The 18,245-nt window shown below is 62.3% G+C and carries 16 protein-coding genes; 12 read left to right on the top strand and 4 right to left on the bottom strand.

What is annotated here, in order from left to right:
* Positions 1-51: 51 nt before the first annotated feature.
* A complete protein-coding gene (gene ilvD / locus K315_RS0108940; protein ID WP_029577142.1) occupies positions 52-1,914 on the bottom strand; it encodes a dihydroxy-acid dehydratase in 1,863 nt (620 codons plus the stop codon).
* Positions 1,915-2,149: 235 nt separating this feature from the next.
* On the opposite strand from ilvD, the gene rpoZ reads away from it, so the two are divergent.
* From rpoZ to K315_RS0108920, 4 genes are all read left to right on the top strand, one after another.
* Complete coding sequence (gene rpoZ, locus K315_RS0108935) at positions 2,150-2,434, top strand: DNA-directed RNA polymerase subunit omega (RefSeq protein ID WP_029577141.1); 285 nt, start codon at positions 2,150-2,152, stop codon at positions 2,432-2,434.
* A gap of 173 nt (positions 2,435-2,607) precedes the next feature.
* Complete coding sequence (gene metK / locus K315_RS0108930; protein WP_029577140.1) at positions 2,608-3,819, top strand: methionine adenosyltransferase; 1,212 nt, start codon at positions 2,608-2,610, stop codon at positions 3,817-3,819.
* Positions 3,820-3,993: 174 nt separating this feature from the next.
* Complete coding sequence (locus K315_RS0108925; RefSeq protein ID WP_029577139.1) at positions 3,994-5,280, top strand: class I SAM-dependent methyltransferase; 1,287 nt, start codon at positions 3,994-3,996, stop codon at positions 5,278-5,280.
* 196 nt (positions 5,281-5,476) lie between these two features.
* Positions 5,477-7,711, top strand: a complete 2,235-nt coding sequence (locus tag K315_RS0108920; RefSeq protein WP_029577138.1) for a primosomal protein N' — start codon at positions 5,477-5,479, stop codon at positions 7,709-7,711.
* Positions 7,712-7,764: 53 nt separating this feature from the next.
* On the opposite strand, the gene K315_RS0108915 is transcribed toward K315_RS0108920, so the two are convergent.
* Positions 7,765-8,064, bottom strand: coding sequence for a DUF1805 domain-containing protein (locus K315_RS0108915; protein ID WP_029577137.1), 300 nt, complete (start codon positions 8,062-8,064; stop codon positions 7,765-7,767).
* A gap of 177 nt (positions 8,065-8,241) precedes the next feature.
* Between K315_RS0108915 and K315_RS0108910 the strand changes: the two genes are divergently transcribed.
* Both K315_RS0108910 and fmt read left to right on the top strand, forming a co-directional pair.
* Positions 8,242-8,949 carry an HAD family hydrolase gene (locus K315_RS0108910; protein ID WP_029577136.1) on the top strand — a complete coding sequence of 236 codons (708 nt, stop codon included), beginning with the start codon at positions 8,242-8,244 and terminating at the stop codon, positions 8,947-8,949.
* A 132-nt stretch (positions 8,950-9,081) separates the two neighbouring features.
* A complete protein-coding gene (fmt, locus tag K315_RS0108905) occupies positions 9,082-10,050 on the top strand; it encodes a methionyl-tRNA formyltransferase (RefSeq protein ID WP_029577135.1) in 969 nt (322 codons plus the stop codon).
* Positions 10,051-10,129: 79 nt separating this feature from the next.
* Here fmt and serB read toward each other — a convergent pair whose 3' ends face one another.
* A complete protein-coding gene (gene serB / locus K315_RS0108900) occupies positions 10,130-10,813 on the bottom strand; it encodes a phosphoserine phosphatase SerB (RefSeq protein ID WP_033521166.1) in 684 nt (227 codons plus the stop codon).
* Between the two features lie 37 nt (positions 10,814-10,850).
* Between serB and K315_RS0108895 the strand changes: the two genes are divergently transcribed.
* The 6 genes from K315_RS0108895 (at position 10,851) to K315_RS0108870 (ending at position 17,740) form a co-directional block, all read left to right on the top strand.
* The gene (locus K315_RS0108895) at positions 10,851-11,585 is read left to right on the top strand and encodes a DedA family protein (protein ID WP_029577133.1); all 735 of its coding nucleotides are present in this window, start codon (positions 10,851-10,853) and stop codon (positions 11,583-11,585) included.
* A gap of 143 nt (positions 11,586-11,728) precedes the next feature.
* On the top strand, positions 11,729-13,285 hold the full coding sequence (arc, locus tag K315_RS0108890) for a proteasome ATPase (protein ID WP_238556500.1): 1,557 nt from the start codon (positions 11,729-11,731) through the stop codon (positions 13,283-13,285).
* Between the two features lie 40 nt (positions 13,286-13,325).
* The gene (gene dop / locus K315_RS0108885) at positions 13,326-14,939 is read left to right on the top strand and encodes a depupylase/deamidase Dop (RefSeq protein ID WP_029577131.1); all 1,614 of its coding nucleotides are present in this window, start codon (positions 13,326-13,328) and stop codon (positions 14,937-14,939) included.
* Between the two features lie 105 nt (positions 14,940-15,044).
* Complete coding sequence (locus K315_RS0108880) at positions 15,045-15,878, top strand: inositol monophosphatase family protein (protein WP_029577130.1); 834 nt, start codon at positions 15,045-15,047, stop codon at positions 15,876-15,878.
* A gap of 153 nt (positions 15,879-16,031) precedes the next feature.
* Complete coding sequence (locus K315_RS0108875; RefSeq protein WP_015450674.1) at positions 16,032-16,223, top strand: ubiquitin-like protein Pup; 192 nt, start codon at positions 16,032-16,034, stop codon at positions 16,221-16,223.
* The gene (locus K315_RS0108870; protein ID WP_029577129.1) at positions 16,223-17,740 is read left to right on the top strand and encodes a proteasome accessory factor PafA2 family protein; all 1,518 of its coding nucleotides are present in this window, start codon (positions 16,223-16,225) and stop codon (positions 17,738-17,740) included. The genes K315_RS0108875 and K315_RS0108870 overlap by 1 nt, the downstream gene beginning before the upstream one ends.
* Positions 17,741-17,900: 160 nt before the next feature.
* Here K315_RS0108870 and K315_RS0108865 read toward each other — a convergent pair whose 3' ends face one another.
* Entirely contained in the window at positions 17,901-18,182 is a 282-nt protein-coding gene (locus K315_RS0108865) for an HU family DNA-binding protein (RefSeq protein ID WP_029577128.1), read from the bottom strand.
* Positions 18,183-18,245: the final 63 nt, after the last annotated feature.

The raw sequence follows: 18,245 nt of genomic DNA, 5'->3' as shown, positions 1-18,245 counted from the left end.
AATCACGTTTCAACGTAAGTTCAGCAAGTCAACTGAATCACTTCAACTGAATCACTTCAGACCGCTGAGCTTGTTGATGAGGTCAGGATCGCGGGTTGCGCCCTTGTCTGCGGAGCGGGCGAAGGCGGCGTACGCCTTGAGCGCCTGGCTGACATGACGGTCGCGGTGAGCAACATAGCCGTCTCCGGCCTCGTGTTCGGCACGACGCTGCGCGAGCTGCTCGTCGGTCAGCTCCACGTTGATCGAACGATTCGGAATATCGATGTCGATCATGTCGCCGTTCTTGATGAGCGCGATCGGACCCTTGTTCGCGGCCTCAGGCGCCACATGGCCGATGGCCAGGCCTGAGGAGCCGCCAGAGTAGCGGCCGTCGGTGATCAGTGCGACGTCCTTGCCGATGCCCTTGCCCTTGACGAAGGAGGTCGGGTACAGCATTTCCTGCATGCCAGGGCCGCCCTTCGGGCCCTCGTAACGGATGACGAGCGCCTGACCGGGCTTGAGCGTGTCGTTGAGAATGACCTTGATGGCCTCTTCTTGGGATTCCACGACCAGCGCCGGACCATGGAACTTCCAGATGCTTTCGGGCACGCCGGCGGTCTTTACAACGCAACCGTCAGGGGCGAGGTTGCCGCGCAGCACCGCGAGACCGCCCTCGGCGATCTCCGGGTGGTTGATGTCGTGGATGGCACCGTGCACGCGATCGGTGTCGAGCGTGTCGAACAGCGTCTCATGCGTCCACGGTTCAGGAGAGACGATATGGCCGGGGGCCGCGTGGAACAGCTGCTTCGCTTCAGGCTTGCAGGTGTCGCGCATGATGTCCCAGTCGTTGAGCTTGGACTCGAGATTCGGGTAATCCACGGAATGCGTGTCGCGATGCAGCTTGCCTGCGCGATCGAGCTCGCCGAGGATGCCGCAGATGCCGCCGGCGCGGTGGACGTCGGAAATCTCCCATTCGCCGGAAGGCGCGGCCTTGCAGATGCAGGGCACGGTGTGGGAGATGCGCTCGATGTCGTCAAGCGTGAAATCGACGTCGGCGCTTTGCGCTGCGGCGAGGATGTGCAGCACGGTGTTCGTGGAGCCGCCCATGGCCACATCCATGGTCATGGCGTTTTCGAAGGCGTGCTTGGTGGCGATGGAACGCGGCAGCACGGAGTCGTCGTCCTCGTCGTAATAACGGTGGGCGAGCTTGACAATCATCTCGCCGGCGCGCTCGAAGAGCTTCTTGCGGTAGACGTGGGAGGCGAGCGTGGTGCCGTTGCCGGGCAGTGCCAGGCCGATTGCCTCGGTCAGGCAGTTCATAGAGTTGGCGGTGAACATGCCGGCGCAGGAGCCGCAGGTCGGGCACACGGTCTTTTCGTAGGCGAGCAGGTCTTCGTCGGAGCAGTTGTCGTCGGCGGTCGCGTACATGACATCGATGAGGTCGGTGTGCTCCTTGACGGTGCCGTCGGACAGGACGGTGGTGCCGGCTTCCATCGGGCCGCCGGAGACGAAGATCGTCGGGATGTTCAGGCGCAGCGCTGCCATGAGCATGCCCGGAGTGATCTTGTCGCAGTTGGAAATGCAGATGAGGGCGTCGGCGCAATGCGCGTTGACGGAATACTCGACGGCGTCAGCGATGATGTCGCGGCTCGGCAGCGAGTAGAGCATGCCGGTATGGCCCATGGCGATGCCGTCGTCAACGGCGATGGTGTTGAACTCGCGGGGGATGCCGCCGGCCTTCTTCACGGCTTCGGACACCAGGCGGCCGACCTTGTTCAGGTGGACGTGGCCGGGGACGAATTCATCGAAGGAGTTGGCGATGGCCACGATCGGCTTGCCGAAGTCCTTGCCGTCCACGCCAGCGGCGCGGTACAGAGCGCGAGCGCCCGCAAACACTCGCCCGTTCATCAATTTTGCGGATCTCATTTCTGCCATGGTTCCATTCAAGTGCCTTGCGGGGACAGGTGGCAGTCTTGGGCCGAATAGTGAAATTACGCTAGGAGAGTAGGGTGTTGTCGGGATTTCTGCTGATTGGGGACGCGAAAGTACGGCCATAACCATGCCCTAAGATGCGCGGGTCGCGATATCGGGGGCTTGCAGTACAATGAAGAATTTGAAATACCACGCCCGCATTGGACGTGGCCATGCGCATGATGGGAGATTGACACCTATGGCACTTGGCACTGAGCCGCATCCGCAGGGACTCGCGGATCCGCCTATCGACGACCTGATGCAGCACGCTGATTCCAAGTACGCGCTGGCGATTTTCGCTGCGAAGCGCGCCCGTCAGATCAATTCGTATTTCACGCAGCTCAATGAGGGTCTCCTGCAGAACGTCGGCCCGCTGGTTGAATACGAGAATCAGGAGAAGCCGCTGTCTATCGCTTTCCGCGAAATCAACAGCGGTCTGCTTGAGGAGACGCTGGGCGAGGACGATCTGAACGAAGGCAACTGATTACAGACCTCGTCGAGGTATGCCCCCGGTGCTGGATTTTTCTGCCGTTTAGGTATGGCGAAATTCAGCCGGGGGCATTATTCTTACTAAACAGTTGCATATTGTGTGATTCCTGCTTCGGCTTTCCGTCGCCGTCGTGGGCGGACATTTGACGGAAAGACAGCGAGGGGAATATGGAACGTCGCCTGATTTCGGCGGAATCCGTCACCGAAGGACATCCCGACAAGATTTGCGACCAGATTTCGGACGCGATTCTGGACGATATGCTGCGGCAAGACCCGCATTCGCATGTCGCCGTGGAAACGTCGGCCACCAAGGGCCAGTTCTTCGTCTTCGGTGAGGTGACGAGCGAAGGATACAGCGATATCCAGCACATCGTGCGTGACGTGGTACGCAATATCGGCTATACAAGCTCCGAAATCGGCTTGGATGCTGATTCCTGCGGCGTGGTGGTGTCGCTGAGCGAACAGAGCAAGGAAATCAACCAGGGTGTGGCGCGTCTGAATCCCGAGCAGGAGTCCGCTGCCTCGCGCGAGGAGCGCTACGAGGCCCAGGGCGCCGGTGATCAAGGCGTGATGTTCGGGTATGCAACCGACGAGACCGAAGCGTTGATGCCGCTGCCGATCTATCTGGCGCATCGGCTGGCCTTCCGCCTGGCCCAGGTGCGCAAGGACGGCATCGTCCCGCATCTGCGTCCGGATGGCAAGACCCAGGTGACCATCGAATACGACCAGGATGATCAGCCGGTCCGTCTGGACACGGTTCTGGTGTCCACCCAGCATGATCCCGAAGTCGACCATGACTGGCTGCTCGCCCAGCTGCGCGAGCACGTGATCGAACCGGTGCTTGCCGAAGTGCTTGGCACCAAGGTCCGCCATGACGACTACCGCATCCTCGTCAATCCGACCGGCTCCTTCGTGCTTGGCGGCCCGGCGGCTGACGCCGGCCTGACCGGGCGCAAGATCATCGTCGACACTTATGGCGGCGCGGCTCACCATGGCGGCGGCGCGTTCTCCGGCAAGGACCCGAGCAAGGTCGACCGTTCCGCTGCCTATGCGGCCCGCTGGGTGGCGAAGAACATCGTCGCCGCCGGTCTTGCACACAAAGTCGAAGTCCAGGTCGCCTACGCGATCGGTGTCGCCGATCCGGTCAGCGTCAATGTGGAGACCTTCGGCACTGAAATCGGCGGGGTCACCCGCGACCAAATCCAGGCAGCCGTCCGCAAGGTCTTCGATCTGCGCCCCGCGGCCATCATCGACGAACTCGACCTGCTGCGTCCGATTTACTCCAAGACCGCGGCCTACGGCCATTTCGGACGCAACGATCCGGACTTCACGTGGGAGCAGACCGACAAGGTCGACGAACTCAAGGCTGCCGTCAAGTGAGTGACGGCACCATGATGACACCGCTGCACCGGCCACAGGGCCGATGTCGACTGTCATAACCGGAATGTGCCTGGCGCACCGTGCGCCCGGCACATTCCACAGGCTTACCGGGGCGAGGGGCTCCGGCGATTGAATGGGAAAGTTTGAAATCGTAATCCTCACAAGGAGAAGCACATGGCAGGCATGACCGTTGCACAGATGATAGAACTGTTCGTAGAACCGAACGCGCCGCTGCGCATCGAGGCGTTCGACGGGTCGGTATTCGGGCCGGTGGACGCGCCCGTATGCATCAAGGTCAACAATTCACGAGCGGTGTATTACATGGTCGACCATCCCAATGAGCTGGGGCTGGCACGCGCATATCTGCAGGGCGATATCTCCTCGCCGCAAATGATTCCGGGCGATCCGTACGAGGTGTTCAAGGACCTCGTCAATGTCAAGCCCTACTTCCACAAGCCCGATCCGGTCGGGGTAGCCAAGGCGCTTGCCTCGGTTGCCTCGCATGGCATCCGGCATCCGAAAGCGCCGAGCATCGAAGGGCCGAGCCGTCTACGCCGCGCAGCCGAAGGCCTGCTGCCGCACAGCAAGGCCGGCGATGCGGCGACCGTCAGCTACCATTACGACCAGTCGAATGACTTCTACCGGCTCATTCTCGGGCCGACCATGACGTACACGTGCGCTCTGTTCAACAAGCCGACCGACACCTTGGAGGCCGCGCAGGAAGCCAAGCTCAACCTGGTGCTCGACAAGCTCGGCCTCAAGGCCGGAGACCGGCTGCTGGACATCGGCTGCGGCTGGGGGTCCATGGAGGTCGTCGCCGCACGGCGCGGCATTCACGTAATCGGCGTGACTCTCGCGGACGAGCAGGTCGCGTGGGGCAAGGAATGGATCAAACGCGAAGGCCTTGAGGACCTCGCCGAAATCCGCCTCATGGATTATCGCGACGTGCCGGAAGCCGGATTCGACGGCATCTGCTCTCTGGGCATGATGGAGCACGTCGGCGTCAAGAACTACCCATCCTACTTCCGCGAGATTTTCGACAAACTCAAGCCCAACGGCATGCTGCTCAACCATCAGATCACCCGCATCAACTCTCATGCCGGGCATGCGGCGGGCGAGTTCATCGACCGCTACATATTCCCCGACGGCCAACTCGCGTCCCCCGGCGAAATCGAGATGAACATCCAGGACACCGGTTTCGAAGTGATCCACGAGGAGAACCTGCGGCAGCATTACGCGTTGACCCTGCATCATTGGAACCGCAATCTCGTGGACAACTGGAATGCGGCGGTCAAGCTGGTCGGCGAGCCGAAGGCGCGCCTGTGGGGCTTGTACATGGCCGGTTGCGCGTACAACTTCGAGATGAATAACATCCAAATTCACCAATACCTGTGCGTCAAGCCGAACGAGGAGGGGACAGCCACCTATCCGCTCCGGCCGTGGTGGGTTCATCAGGACTGACCTGACACCAGCGATGCACTGACCGGTCAATGTGCGGCCGGGCGCATTCCAGGGGTGTGGGGCACGGCGTTTTAGCTGTGCCCCACACCCCTTCCATATGCGGGCTGTCACGCGCCGCCGCTCACATACGTGGTGCGGGCGGAAACATGTTTTGTACGGTGACACGCCGAGTCTTGCAGGTGATATGGTGAACACCATGACTATCCCAGACGCCGAACAACCTGCCTTCGAGGGGCTTGAGCCGCGGCGCAGACGCAAGCGCACGGCGGCGAAGCGGCAGCGTGCCGAGCATCAGCCGATCGCGCGCGTCGTACTGGACGTGCAGGCCGCGCATCTGGGACAGACCTTCGATTACCTCGTACAGGACAAGCAGGATACACAAGCGGTGCCCGGCACCTTGGTGCGCGTGCGATTCGGCGGTAGACGCGTCAACGGCATCATCTGGGAGCGCGCCGAACGCAGTGAGACCCCGGACTCCTCGCTGCGGTACCTCGAACAGGTGCTTGGCGGGGAAATCCTGGTTCCCGCTAGGCTTAGGGACGATATCACGCTGATCGCGCAGGCGTACGGCGGCACCCGCGCCAATATCGTCAGACTCGCTGTGCCCCCGCGTGTCGCGCGCGTCGAACACGAGCAGCGGCTTGCCGCATCGTTCAGCGGGGATGCTGGTGCGCGCCAGACGATGTGTGCGCAGCACGCCGATGACCTGGGCGAGCGGCTTCTACCTGATTACGAGAACCTGCGGATGCTTGGCGAGACCTTGTCCACAGGGGGCAAAGGCGCTTTCGTAGCCGACGCCATGCCGGGGGCTGGGCATTGGGCGCTGCTGTTCGCCTGGATGGTGTTGCGTGCGCTCGCCGCCGGTCGCGGGGTTGTTGCGGTGATGCCTTCGATGCGTGCCGTGGATGATGCCGTGCGGCAATTGGGGTCGTTGGGACTGCGCCTCTTCGGTCCGCGCGCCTCGCAACAGGGCGGGTACACGGGAGATATCGCCGTGCTCGGCGCTTCGATGTCTCCGGCGGAGCGATACCGGTCCTATCTTGCCGTCGCATGCGGGCAGGTGCGCTGCGTCATCGGCACACGTGCCGCCATGTATGCGCCGATCGACGGCAACGCGATGTTCGTCATCGTCGACGATACCGCCTACCAGCAGGCGGATGGCATGGCGCCGTACGCGAATGCCCGCGGCGTGCTGCGGCTGAGGGCCAAGGCGCATGACGGTGTGTTCGTCGCGCTCGGCAATGCGAGAAGCCCGTTGAGCCAGTGGGAGACTGACGGCGGTCATGTCGCCGAGTCGCCGGTGAGCGGGTACAGCACTTCGATTCAACCCTTGCCAGCAGCTCTCAAGGAGCGCTCGCCTTGGATCAGGTGGCTCAACCGCGAGGAGCTTACGCGGCTTGCCGATCCCACCATCGGTTCGCGGGTGCCGCATACCGCGGTCGCCGTGCTGTCGCGGGCGCTGAAAACCGGCCCCGTGCTGCTGTCCATTCCCCAGGACGGCATTGCTCAAACACTCAGTTGTGCGGCGTGTCACCGGCAGGCGAGGTGCGGCAAGTGTACCGGGCCTTTGGAAATGGTGCCCGGCGTTTCGCAGCCGCGATGCCGTTGGTGTGCCGCGGCGGCGGTGAATTGGACATGTCCGCACTGCCATGGCGACCGTATGCGCGTCGTGCGGGTGGGAGCTGCAGGAACCGTGCAGGAGTTGCGCGGCCTGTTCAGGAACATCCCCATGGTGGTGTCTTCGCCTCACCAGCCTCAGGGGGTGATTGCCGATATCGCCGATGCACCGATGCTGGTAGTGGCCACTCCCGGAGCGGAACCCCGGGTGCGTGCCGATGACGGCGGCGTGGGAGCGTACCGCGCGGTGGCGATTCTCGACGCGTGGACCAGCCTGTATTCCCCAGACATTGATGCCAGGATTGATGCGCTTGATTCGTGGATGCGAGCCGTTCAATGGTGCGCGCCGCGCTCCGCAGGCGGTCAGGCGATGCTCATCGGGGAGGCTGACCCATTAGTCGCCCAATCCCTGATGACTTGGAATGCGCGCCTGCTCGCTTCCAAAGAGCTTGAAGAACGTGCCCAGACCGGATTACCGCCGGTATTCGCTTCGGCATGCGTATGGGGGTCGCGCCCTGCGGTCCGGACGATGCTGCAAGGTGCCGGATTGCTTGCCGGAGGCGATTGGGCGCTGCTGGATACCCAGTTCGGTCCGATGCCGGCGGTGCTTGGCCCGGTGCCGATTCCGCCGCCGCGAACGGTTGACGCGCGTGAGCTGGAAACCATGGCGGACCGGGTCAAAGCCGTCGTGCGTGTCCCGCAATCCAAGCGCGCTGAACTCGCCGAGCGTTTGCACCGGGAAAGTGCCCGGCATGTTGCCTCGCGCGAACCGGGGGAATTGCGTTTCCAACTCGATCCGAAAGACCTGATCTGAGCCGTCCCGCCGAATCCTTGCGCGCTCAGCACCGTACTCGACAGGAAAATGGTTCAGGCCAGCACAGCGGCGGCTTCGGCGCCTGTCATGCCGTCTTTGACGCCGGCGGCACGGGCCGCTTCGGTCATGCCCTTAATCGGGTTGCCGAGCACGGCCGCGAAATCCGCGCCTCCCACGAGCACGGCGGCATCGCCGAACTTCTCGGCGGCGGCGAGATTGAGATACCCGCACATGAGATAGCCTTTGCGCCCCTGCACCAGAATCATGTTCGGGTGGCCTTCACCGCCCGGGGCAACGACCATCGTGCCCTGCACTGTGGCTCCGTTCACATCAAGTTGTTCGATATTCAGCATGGTTCCTCCATACGTTGTGGCGTCTCAGCCGATGAGACGCGAATTGATCATCACAACAGTCTTATCACGAGCATGTCACGCGCCGACGGCTGTGTCTTGCGGCAGCTGTCCCGGCTATGCTGGAAGCGGATAGGAGCCCAGTGCGATGGGCGTGCACAGAACCCGAGTGAGGTGGATATGAAAGGCTGGCCAGGAGAACCGCAGATGGCGTATGACGAGCTGATGGCGCGGGATGCCGCCGCAGCCGCAGAAGGGGAGCCAATCACCCAAGTGATTTTCGATTTCGGCAACGTGCTGCTGTATTGGGATCCCGAAGCGGTGATGATTCCACGCTACAGTCAGCGGCTTGTGGACGGGTTCCTTGACAACGACATCTCCTCCTTCTACGACGCGAACGATCTGATGGACGCCGGCGCCTCGCTCGAGGAGGGCGTCGCGTATGTCCGCGAGCGCAAAGGCGAGCCGTGGGCGTCGATGATGCGCTATTACGTGGATAATTTCCGCGATTCGCTGACCGGCGTGGTCACGGGTGCCCGCGTGCTGATCGACGACCTCCATGCTGCGGGTATCGGGGTGTGGGGACTGTCGAACTGGCAGCAGGACCTGTATCGCATCGCCGACCGTGATTGTGATCTGCTTGGCATGCTCGATGGCAAGGTCGTCTCGGGCCAGGTGCGGATGCGCAAGCCGAACCGCGATATCTACGAGTACGCGTTGCACAGTTTCGGCATTCGCGCACGGGACAGCGTGTTTATTGACGACAAGGCGATGAACATCGTCGGGGCGAATCAGGTGGGGATTCGCGGCATCCGGTTCCGCGATCCGAGGAAGCTTCGCGCCTGCCTGATTGCGGCGGGCGTACCGATCCCGCCGGTACGGGACTAATCGGCCGAATCCGGCGAACCTTGATGATGCCGGCACTCTGGTAAGGTGCTGTTGCAGTCGTTTGTTGCCGTCCGGAGCGCCGGTCGCCGATGCGCGAGTGGAATACGGCATCGATGTACAGAATCGAGGATTATGCTCAAGGTCTTGTTCGCAGGCACGCCTGATGTGGCGGTGCCATCGCTGAAACTGCTGGCTGCCGATACGGAGCATTTCGAAGTGGTGGCGGTGCTCACCCGTCCCGACGCGCCGCAGGGCAGGGGACGCAAATTGACGCCGAGCCCAGTCAAGCAGGCCGCATTGGAATTGGGCTTGCCGGTGATCGAATCCGATCCGTCGGAGGAATGCTTTGTCGCCGAACTCGCCGCCACCGGTGCTGAGGCCGCAGCGGTCGTCGCCTACGGCAAAATCCTCAAACAGCGGGTGCTGGACGCGCTGCCGCTTGGCTGGTACAACCTTCATTTTTCGCTGCTACCGCAATGGCGTGGTGCCTCTCCAGTGCAACGCGCGATTTGGGCGGGGGATACAATCACCGGGGCCACGGTGTTCCGTATCACCCGCGGTATGGATGAGGGGCCGGTTCTGGCTCAGTCCACGGTTGAGATTGGCGCGCATGAGACCGCAGGGGAGCTGCTCGGGCGTCTGGCCGAAGACGGCTCGCATCTGCTTGCCGCCTCACTTGAGGCGATGGCTGAAGGCCGTATCAGTCCGGTTGACCAACCGCAGGGAGCCTATGAGGTCGCCGACAAAATCCGCACCGAGGACGCACATATCCGGTTCGATGTGCCGGTGTTCGCCGCTGACCGGCAGATTCGCGCATGCACCCCGCATCCCGGCGCATGGTGTACGCTCCATGCCGAGGGCGCAGACGGCGAATCCCAGACTCTGCATGTGCTTGAAGCGGCGCCCGCCGATATGGCCGACCCGAACCTGCCGGGGGCGCTTGAGACCGGAAAACTCGCGCTGAGTAAGAAACACGTGTGGATTGGAACGAAAAGCCAGCCTCTGGAGTTGATTCAGGTCAAGGCGCAAGGCAAAAAAGCGATGCGCGCGGCGGATTGGGCACGAGGCGCCCGGCTCACCGGAGAGGCCTACTGCGATTAACTGAACAGGTACGGCGCCTCGCCATGGCTGGTTGTGCCGACGCTGACAGCGTATTCAGCGTCCGCACAACCAGGCCGGGTCAGTCACGCGACAGCAGTCCGAGCACTTGGCGCAGGTCGCGTTCGTTGATTGCGACATCGGCGGCGAGCTGTACTTTCGGCTTGGCGCAGAACGCCACGCCGAGGCCGGCCGCCTTGATCATGGGTATGTCGTTGGCGCCGTCGCCGACCGCGACCGTCTGGTCAACGGCAATGCCGTCGAGTCGAGCCCACGCCTGCAAAGCATGCAGTTTCGTGGTTTTGCATACGATTTCACCGAGAACTCTGCCGGTCAACCGGCCGTCAACGACCTCCAGTCGGTTCGCCAGCGCATGGTCGATATGCGCATCTTGCACCAGACGGTCCACCACCTCGTGGAACCCGCCGCTGACCACGCCGACCGTCCAGCCATGCTGGTGTAGGGCGTCAATCAAATCAAGCGCGCCATTGGTGAACGTGATCCGGTGATACACCTCGTCGAACACGCTCACCGGCAGTCCGGCAAGCAGCTTGACCCGTTCGCGCAACGCCTCGCAGAACTCCAGTTCACCGGCCATCGCGCGGGCGGTCACGGCGGCAATCTGCCCGCCGACCCCCGCGGCGACACCCAGCTCGTCGATCACTTCTTGGTCGATGAGCGTGGAATCCACGTCCATCACCAAGATGCCCGGGCGGGCGAGGGTAGGGGTGGATTCGTTGGAAGCTCGCAAAGGTTCATCGGTCATGCCTTCGATTGTCTGAAAATACTGGGACAATGCCGACATGCGTGTTTATGCTTTTGCGACCACTGCCCCCATGTGCGACACATCCGACGGCGGCCTCATCGGCACCATCACCACATGGTTGGTGGAACTCATGGAATCCATCGGCGGCATCGGCGTGATGCTCGCCATCGCACTCGAATCCATATTTCCTCCCATTCCTAGTGAAATCATTCTTCCATTGGCGGGATTCACCGCTTCACGAGGCACCATGTCCCTGCCTGCGGCCATCGTGTGGGCCACCGTCGGCTCGCTTGTCGGCGCGCTGACCTTATACGGCGTGTCGCGTCTTGTCGGGCTGCATCGTATCCACCGTGCCGCCGACCTCATTCCGGGTGTGAGTCGCGATGACGTCAATCGTGCCAGCGATTGGTTCAGCCGCTACGGCACATGGTCCGTGCTGCTTGGCCGGGTCATTCCGGTGGTGCGTTCGCTGATTTCCATCCCCGCCGGTTTCAACCGTATGAACCTGCTGCAATTCAGTGGCTGGACCCTGCTCGGTTCGGCTGTCTGGAACACGGTGCTCGTCACTGCCGGCTACCTGCTGGGCGACAACTGGTGCTCGATTCTGGGCGTGCTCAACGTATTCGAGGACGTCGTCATCGCCGTGGTAATCGTGGTCGTGCTCGCGTTCATCGTGCTGCGGACGCGTAAGCTGATTGAGGGCAGGCGTACGCGCGCGGAGGAGACCGACGAGTCTGATCGCGCAACGAGGAACGACCTGCAGGAGCGGTGACGGCCACCGCAGGAAGCGAGACGACTATGAGCGATGACGAGACGAAAACGGCACAGGGGCCCGGTCAGGCGGACTGCCAAACCGATGCGCTTCAAGCGCGGGATCGTGCCCTTGATGAGCTCGCGCAAGCAAATGATCAGCTGATGGCGAAGAACCATGCGCTGGCGGCCGCGCTCACCCGCGCGAGTCAGGAGCTGACAAAAGCAAAATCTCAACTCGGCCAGTTCGCTCAGCTGCCGCTGAATTTCGCGACGATGGTCGCGGTTGAATCCTGCACCACCGATGATTTAGGCGTTCAGCACGCGAGTGCGGAGATCCTTTCCGGTTCCCGCCGCATGATTGTCCCCGTCTCGACGACCTTGCAGGCATCGCGCCTAAAGCCGGGGGATACGGTACTGCTTAACGAGAATATGGTGATCGTTGGCCGCAGGGACGCAGACCGTCTCGGTGCCGTGCTGCACGTCAAGCAGGTGTTCGCGGACGGCCGCGTACTGGCCGCCGATGCCGGCGGAGCCTTGCAGGTCGTCCGTCCGACGGCGGTGTCGCTCGAATCGACGCTGGAACCCGGCGACCGTGTGCTGGCTGATGCCGCCCGCCGTTTCGTGCTCGACGTGCTGCCTCCGCAAGAGGATGCCGATTTGGTGTTGGAGGAGACCCCGGATGTCACTTTCGACGACATCGGCGGTCTTGACGAGCAGATTGGGCGTATTCGGGACGCCGTCCAGCTGCCGTTCCAGCATCGGGAGCTGTACCGCAGGTATCATCTCAACGCGCCGAAGGGCATTCTCTTGTATGGCCCTCCGGGCAACGGCAAGACGATGATTGCCAAGGCCGTCGCCCATGCGCTCGCCCAAGGGACGGGTGCTGGTTCCGGGGTGTTCCTGTCAGTCAAGGGCCCGGAACTGCTCAATAAATACGTCGGGGAGTCGGAACGCTTGATTCGCCTGATTTTCCGCCGCGCCAGGGAGCGTGCAGCTGACGGGCGTCCGGTCATCGTATTCATCGACGAGATGGATTCGTTGCTGCGTACGCGAGGTTCTGGCGTGTCCAGCGACGTGGAGACGACAATCGTCCCGCAGTTCCTGGCCGAGCTGGACGGTGTGGAGCGGCTGGACAATGTGATGGTCATCGGCGCTTCGAACCGCGTGGACATGATTGATCCGGCGGTGTTGAGGCCAGGGCGGCTCGATGGGAAAATTCGCATCGACCGGCCGCGCGAATCCCAAGCATGTCAGATTGTGCGGCATTATCTGACCGATGATCTGCCGTTGGAACCCGGGGTCGATGTCGATGCGCTGGTCGGGGTGCTGGTGCATGACTTGTTCGCACATGGCGAACACCGACATGTGGCAGATGTGCTTGACGATTCCGGCGTGTGGTCTCCCCTATATCTAGGCGATGTCGTCTCGGGTGCGATGCTCAAGAACATCGTCGACCGTGCCAAAACTCGGGCGGTCAAGGCGTCGATTGAAACCGGCGCGGACGTCGCGTTGAGTGTCGCGATGCTCGCCAGCGCCGTGGACGGCGAATTCCAGGAGACCCGTGATGCCGTGCTTGACGCCGATCCGGTGCAATGGTCCCGTATCAATGGCATCGCTGGCGGCCGTGTCGTACGCATCCGGCCGGCGGCAGGGTATCAGGCGGGGTATGCGACCGGCTATGATGCCGGTACTGATGAGACCCGCGCGCGCGACGAGTAATGCGTCGTGCGAGCCGGAATGCGGCGGATAAGGAGACCGAATGAGCGTTCGCAGAGTGATGGGGACGGAAACCGAATATGCGGTCAGCCGGCCGGGCGATGCGCGCGCGAATCCGGTGCGGCTGAGTTTCGATGTGGTCGCCGCCGCCGACGACGACGGCACCCGTGGTGGTATCCGCTGGGATTACCGGCAGGAGGATCCGGTCAATGACGCGCGCGGACACCGGTTGGAGCGTGCAGCCGCCCGGCCCGACATGCTCACGGACGCGCCCCAGCTGCATATCACCAATATCATCGCGCCCAACGGTGGCAGGGTGTACGTCGACCACGCGCATCCCGAATATTCCGCGCCGGAGACGACCAACCCGTTCGAGGCGGTCCGCTACGACCATGCCGGCGATCTGATCATGTACCGTGCGGCGCAGGAGGCGTCGCGACGCACCGACAACCCGGTGGTCTTGTACCGCAATAATGTTGACGGCAAAGGTGCCTGCTGGGGCACGCATGAGAATTACATGATGCTGCGTTCCGTGCCTTTTGACCAGGTTGCGGCGTTGATGACCGCGCATCTGGTCACGCGCCAGCTGTATACGGGCTCCGGGCGTGTGGGGCTGGGGGAGCGATGCGAGCATGCGGGCTTCCAGCTCAGCCAGCGCGCCGACTACATCCATACGCGCGTCGGATTGCAAACCACCTTTGACCGTCCGATTGTCAACACGCGCGACGAATCGCATAGCACGGGCGAGTACCGGCGTCTGCATGTGATTGTCGGGGACGCCAATCGCATGGACGTACCGCAGGCGTTGAAACTCGGCACGACGAGCCTGCTGTTGTGGCTGCTGGAGGTGGCGTCGGAGGTCTCCTACGATGTGAACACGTTGCTTTCGCAAGTGACGTTGGACGATCCGGTCGCAGCGATGCACGAGGTTTCGCATGACTTGACGCTGGACATACCGTTGCAGCTAGCCGATGGCGGGATGATGACCGCATGGCAGATTCAGACGCGGCTGCTCACCGCCGTGTTCGAGGTTGCGGCGATGCGCTACGGCACCGATAGCCAAGGCACCCCGATATGGCCGGATGTACAGACACGCAGGATAATCGGATTGTGGCGTCAGGCGCTCGCCGATGTCGCCGCCGTCAGACATGCGAATGACGACACGCGGTTGACGATGACCGACGAGGGGTCGCGCCTGGAATGGCTGCTCAAATGGCAGCTGCTGGAGCGTATGCGCCGCCGGTTGGGCGCCCGACCGGGGCGTGAGGCGTCTTGGTCGGACCCGAGCATCGCCGCGCTTGACCTGCGTTGGGCGGCCTTGGACCCGAAGATTTCGCTGTTCGAGGCGGTGAAGGCGCGTACTGAGCGTCTTGATGATCGTGACGCCGATGCGTTAGTCGCCGAGGCCGCCGTGCAGGCGCCGGAGACGACCCGTGCATGGTTGCGGGCGCATATCGTCGAAGGGTTCACGCCTCAAGTCGTGGCGGCATCGTGGTCGCGGTTGACAGTGCGTGAACCGGATGGCTCGTTGTTCGGCTTCGATATGTCCGATCCGTTGTCGTGGACGCGGGCACGTTGTGAACACGCCGTGCACGATGGCTTGACTCAGGGCAAATCCGCGGCGGATGTGCTTCGTGACATCATCGCCGACAGGTAAGATACCCCAAGAAAATATTGTGATATGTGGCGTGGCAGCGGCCGGACTGAACTGCGTTGCGCCACCCAAGCCGGACAGGCCGGCGAACGACAGGTGAGGTGAAACATGGATCTGCAGCAGCTGGCGCTTGAAGCCGCCCGTGTGGCGCAGGACGTGGGCAAGCATGCGTTCCAGGCGCAGGCAAACCCATCCAGTATGGTCGAGGCGCATATCCCGGATGTCCCTGGCGAACCTCCGGTGTTGCCGGTCAACGAACGTCTTGTGCCGTTCATTGAGAACCGCTTGACCTATCTTGACCGGTTCAACGGGTTCTGGCATGACCGTCCGGGGCATTGCCAGCCGGGAGAGCGCTATTGGTGCGTCGGTCGGATTGATGGGGCCATCAATTTCGTACGCGACATGTCCGAATGGACGGTGACGATTTCCCTGTTCGAAATCGACGAGCATGGGGGAGCGAACCCGATTCTCGGCATCGTTCACGCCCCGGCGCTCGAGCTGACGTATCTTGCCGCGCGGGGCAAAGGCGCGATTCGCATCTGGCGTACCCCGTTCGGGGACAAGCGGCAGAAGATTATCCCCACCACGCGTGCCAGCCTGGAAGGCTCCGTCATTAGCTATGGCATGTCCTACGTGCCATCGGAATCGGAACGCGCGCTGCACGTGGTGGCCGCGCTCGCCGGCAAGCCTGCCGACATCAAGCGAGTCGGCCCGGTATCGCTGGACATGTGTCGGGTGGCTGACGGCACGTATGACGCGTATTTCGAACCGCATCTGCACTCTTGGGATATTCCAGCCGTATCTGCAGGCACGGTGGTGGTGCGTGAAGCGCAAGGTCAGGTGTCCCGCTGGGACGGCGGGGACATCCGTTGGCGTGAGGCCAACGACGTCGTGGCAAGCAACGGTCTGCTCATCGACCAGTTGCGCCCGTATCTGCGCTGATCGCCGAACGGCTTCGAGACTTATTACGTACACGCCGGCACAGCCCTGTACAGGCTGTAAGCCTCGGTGGTTCGGTCATCTGCTGGTATTCGGCTGTCTAGGCGCGGTACGCTGGAATTTGGGACCGAATCGGTCGAATGAAAGGAGTGGGTCATGCCACAGGAATTCGCGCAAGGCCGTGCGCGAGGGGAACAACGCGCCGATGATAGCCAACAACCGTTGGAACGTGCGCAGGCCGAAACCCAAACCGACGCGCTCGACCAGGTGCTTGACGATATCGCCTCCACCTTGGAAACCAACGCGCAGGACTATGTGAACAGCTTCGTGCAGCAAGGCGGCCAGTGATGCCGCAGCTGCGCGATAGCGGAACCCATGCGCTCACCGGCTCCGACGGGGTAGACGCGGCGCGTTCGCCACAATATGGGACAGGCGAGCGGATCTTCGGCATCGAAACCGAATACGGAGTCTCCATGACCGGCGGCGAACGCCGCATCGATGCCAGACAAGTCGCGGCGACGATGTTCCTGCCCATGGTCGCACAGGCGCGTTCGACGAACACCTATCTGCGCAATGGCGCCAGACTCTACCTTGACGTGGGCTCACATCCTGAGTATGCGACCGCTGAAACGCGTGACCCCTTCGACGCGCTCGAACAGGACCTTGCCGGCGAATCGGTGATCCGCGGGCTCGCTCTTCAGGCGCAGGAACGCATTCGCGCCAAAGTCGGGGAGCATGCCACGGTCCACGTGTTCAAGAACAACGTCGATTCCGCGGGGCACGCCTTCGGATGCCATGAGAATTATCTGGTTCGACGCTACGTGCCGCTTCCGGTCATCGAACGTGAGCTGCTGCCGTTCCTGATTACCAGACAGCTGTTTTCCGGTGCGGGCAGGGTCACTGATCATGGATTCGAACTGTCCCAGCGCGCCGATTACCTTGATGAGGCGGTGTCCTCGGCGACCACGAGGGCTCGTCCGATGGTCAACACCCGGGACGAACCGCACGCCGACCCCGACCAATTCCGCCGGCTGCATGTGATTATCAGCGATTCCAACCGCTCACAGTTCGTTACCTTCATGAAACTCGCCACCACGCATCTGGTTCTCGGTGTCATCGAATCCAGCGTGCGTGCCGGACGTGCCTCGGGATTCCAAGCGTGTACGCTTGCCGACCCCAATCTTGCGAATCGGGCAATCAGCCGCGATATCACCGGCAGAACGGCAGTACGGCTCGCCTCCGACCGCGGTGATGGGAACGCTGCATGGCATCCGGAAGGTTCGGCCAGCGCTCTGGACATCCAACAGCATTATCTCGATATCGTCAGGAAGGCGGTCACCGCAGACCCGGATAGTGTCTCCGGGACGCTGCCCAGAACCGATGTGCCTCGCGTCCTGGACGATTGGCAGGGGCTGCTGGATCTCATCGCCGCGAATGACGTGGCCGCGCTCGCCGACAGACTTGATTGGGCGGCGAAATACCGGCTGCTGTCCGCGCTCGGAGGGCATGGGCGGCGCATTGACCCGTGGCGCGCCCAACAGCTTGATATGGATTATCACGATATCGTCAACGGTAGCGTGTACCCGGCCTTGGTACGTCGCGGCATGATGCGCGTGCTCGTGTCGGAACTGGATGTTGGGCGTGCGGTTGATCGACCGCCCGCCGATACGCGTGCGGCGATGCGTGGACAGTTCGTCCGGGAGGCGATGCGGTGCGGGGCGCGCTTTTCATGCGATTGGACCCGATTGACGCTGAGCGAACCTGTGCACGGCGAGGTGGTCATGCTCGATCCCTTCGACGCCGGCCCGTCTCCAGCCTTCGACGAGGTGCTAGCCCGGCTCGAGAAATCCGCGTCGCAAACCTGACTGTGCGTTACCCGCAATCGTCAAGCGTCGCAAGAGCACTGCTGCGCGTCAAAAGCCGCGCGTCGTGCTCTTGGCGGCAACAGGTTGCATAGAAACAGAAAACCCCGGCCGCCAATGGTCGGGGTTTCCTTGTCCTTCACAGGGTGAAACCGGAATCAGTTCACTCGGCGACGGCCTTCTTCAGCAGGGAGCCTGCGGAGATGCGCACGCCGTAGGAAGCCGGAATCTTGATGGTCTCGCCAGTGCGCGGGTTGCGGCCGGTGCGCTCAGCGCGCTTGACACGCTCAGCGGAGAACAGACCGGTGAGCTTCAGGCCCTCGCCGGACTTCATTGCCTCGACGAACACATCCTGGAACGCGTTCACGGCGGCTTCGGCCTGAGCCTTGGTCAGGTTGGACTTCTGCGCGATCTTCGAGACGAGATCAGACTTGTTGTATGCCATAAAGCATCCTTCTTGTCAGGGGCCTTCACATTACGAAAGGCCGTGTCAACAGTCGATAATAGC

Source organism: Bifidobacterium thermacidophilum subsp. thermacidophilum DSM 15837 (assembly GCF_000426425.1).
GTDB lineage: Bacteria > Actinomycetota > Actinomycetes > Actinomycetales > Bifidobacteriaceae > Bifidobacterium > Bifidobacterium thermacidophilum.
This window is presented reverse-complemented; position numbering and strand designations above follow the sequence as displayed.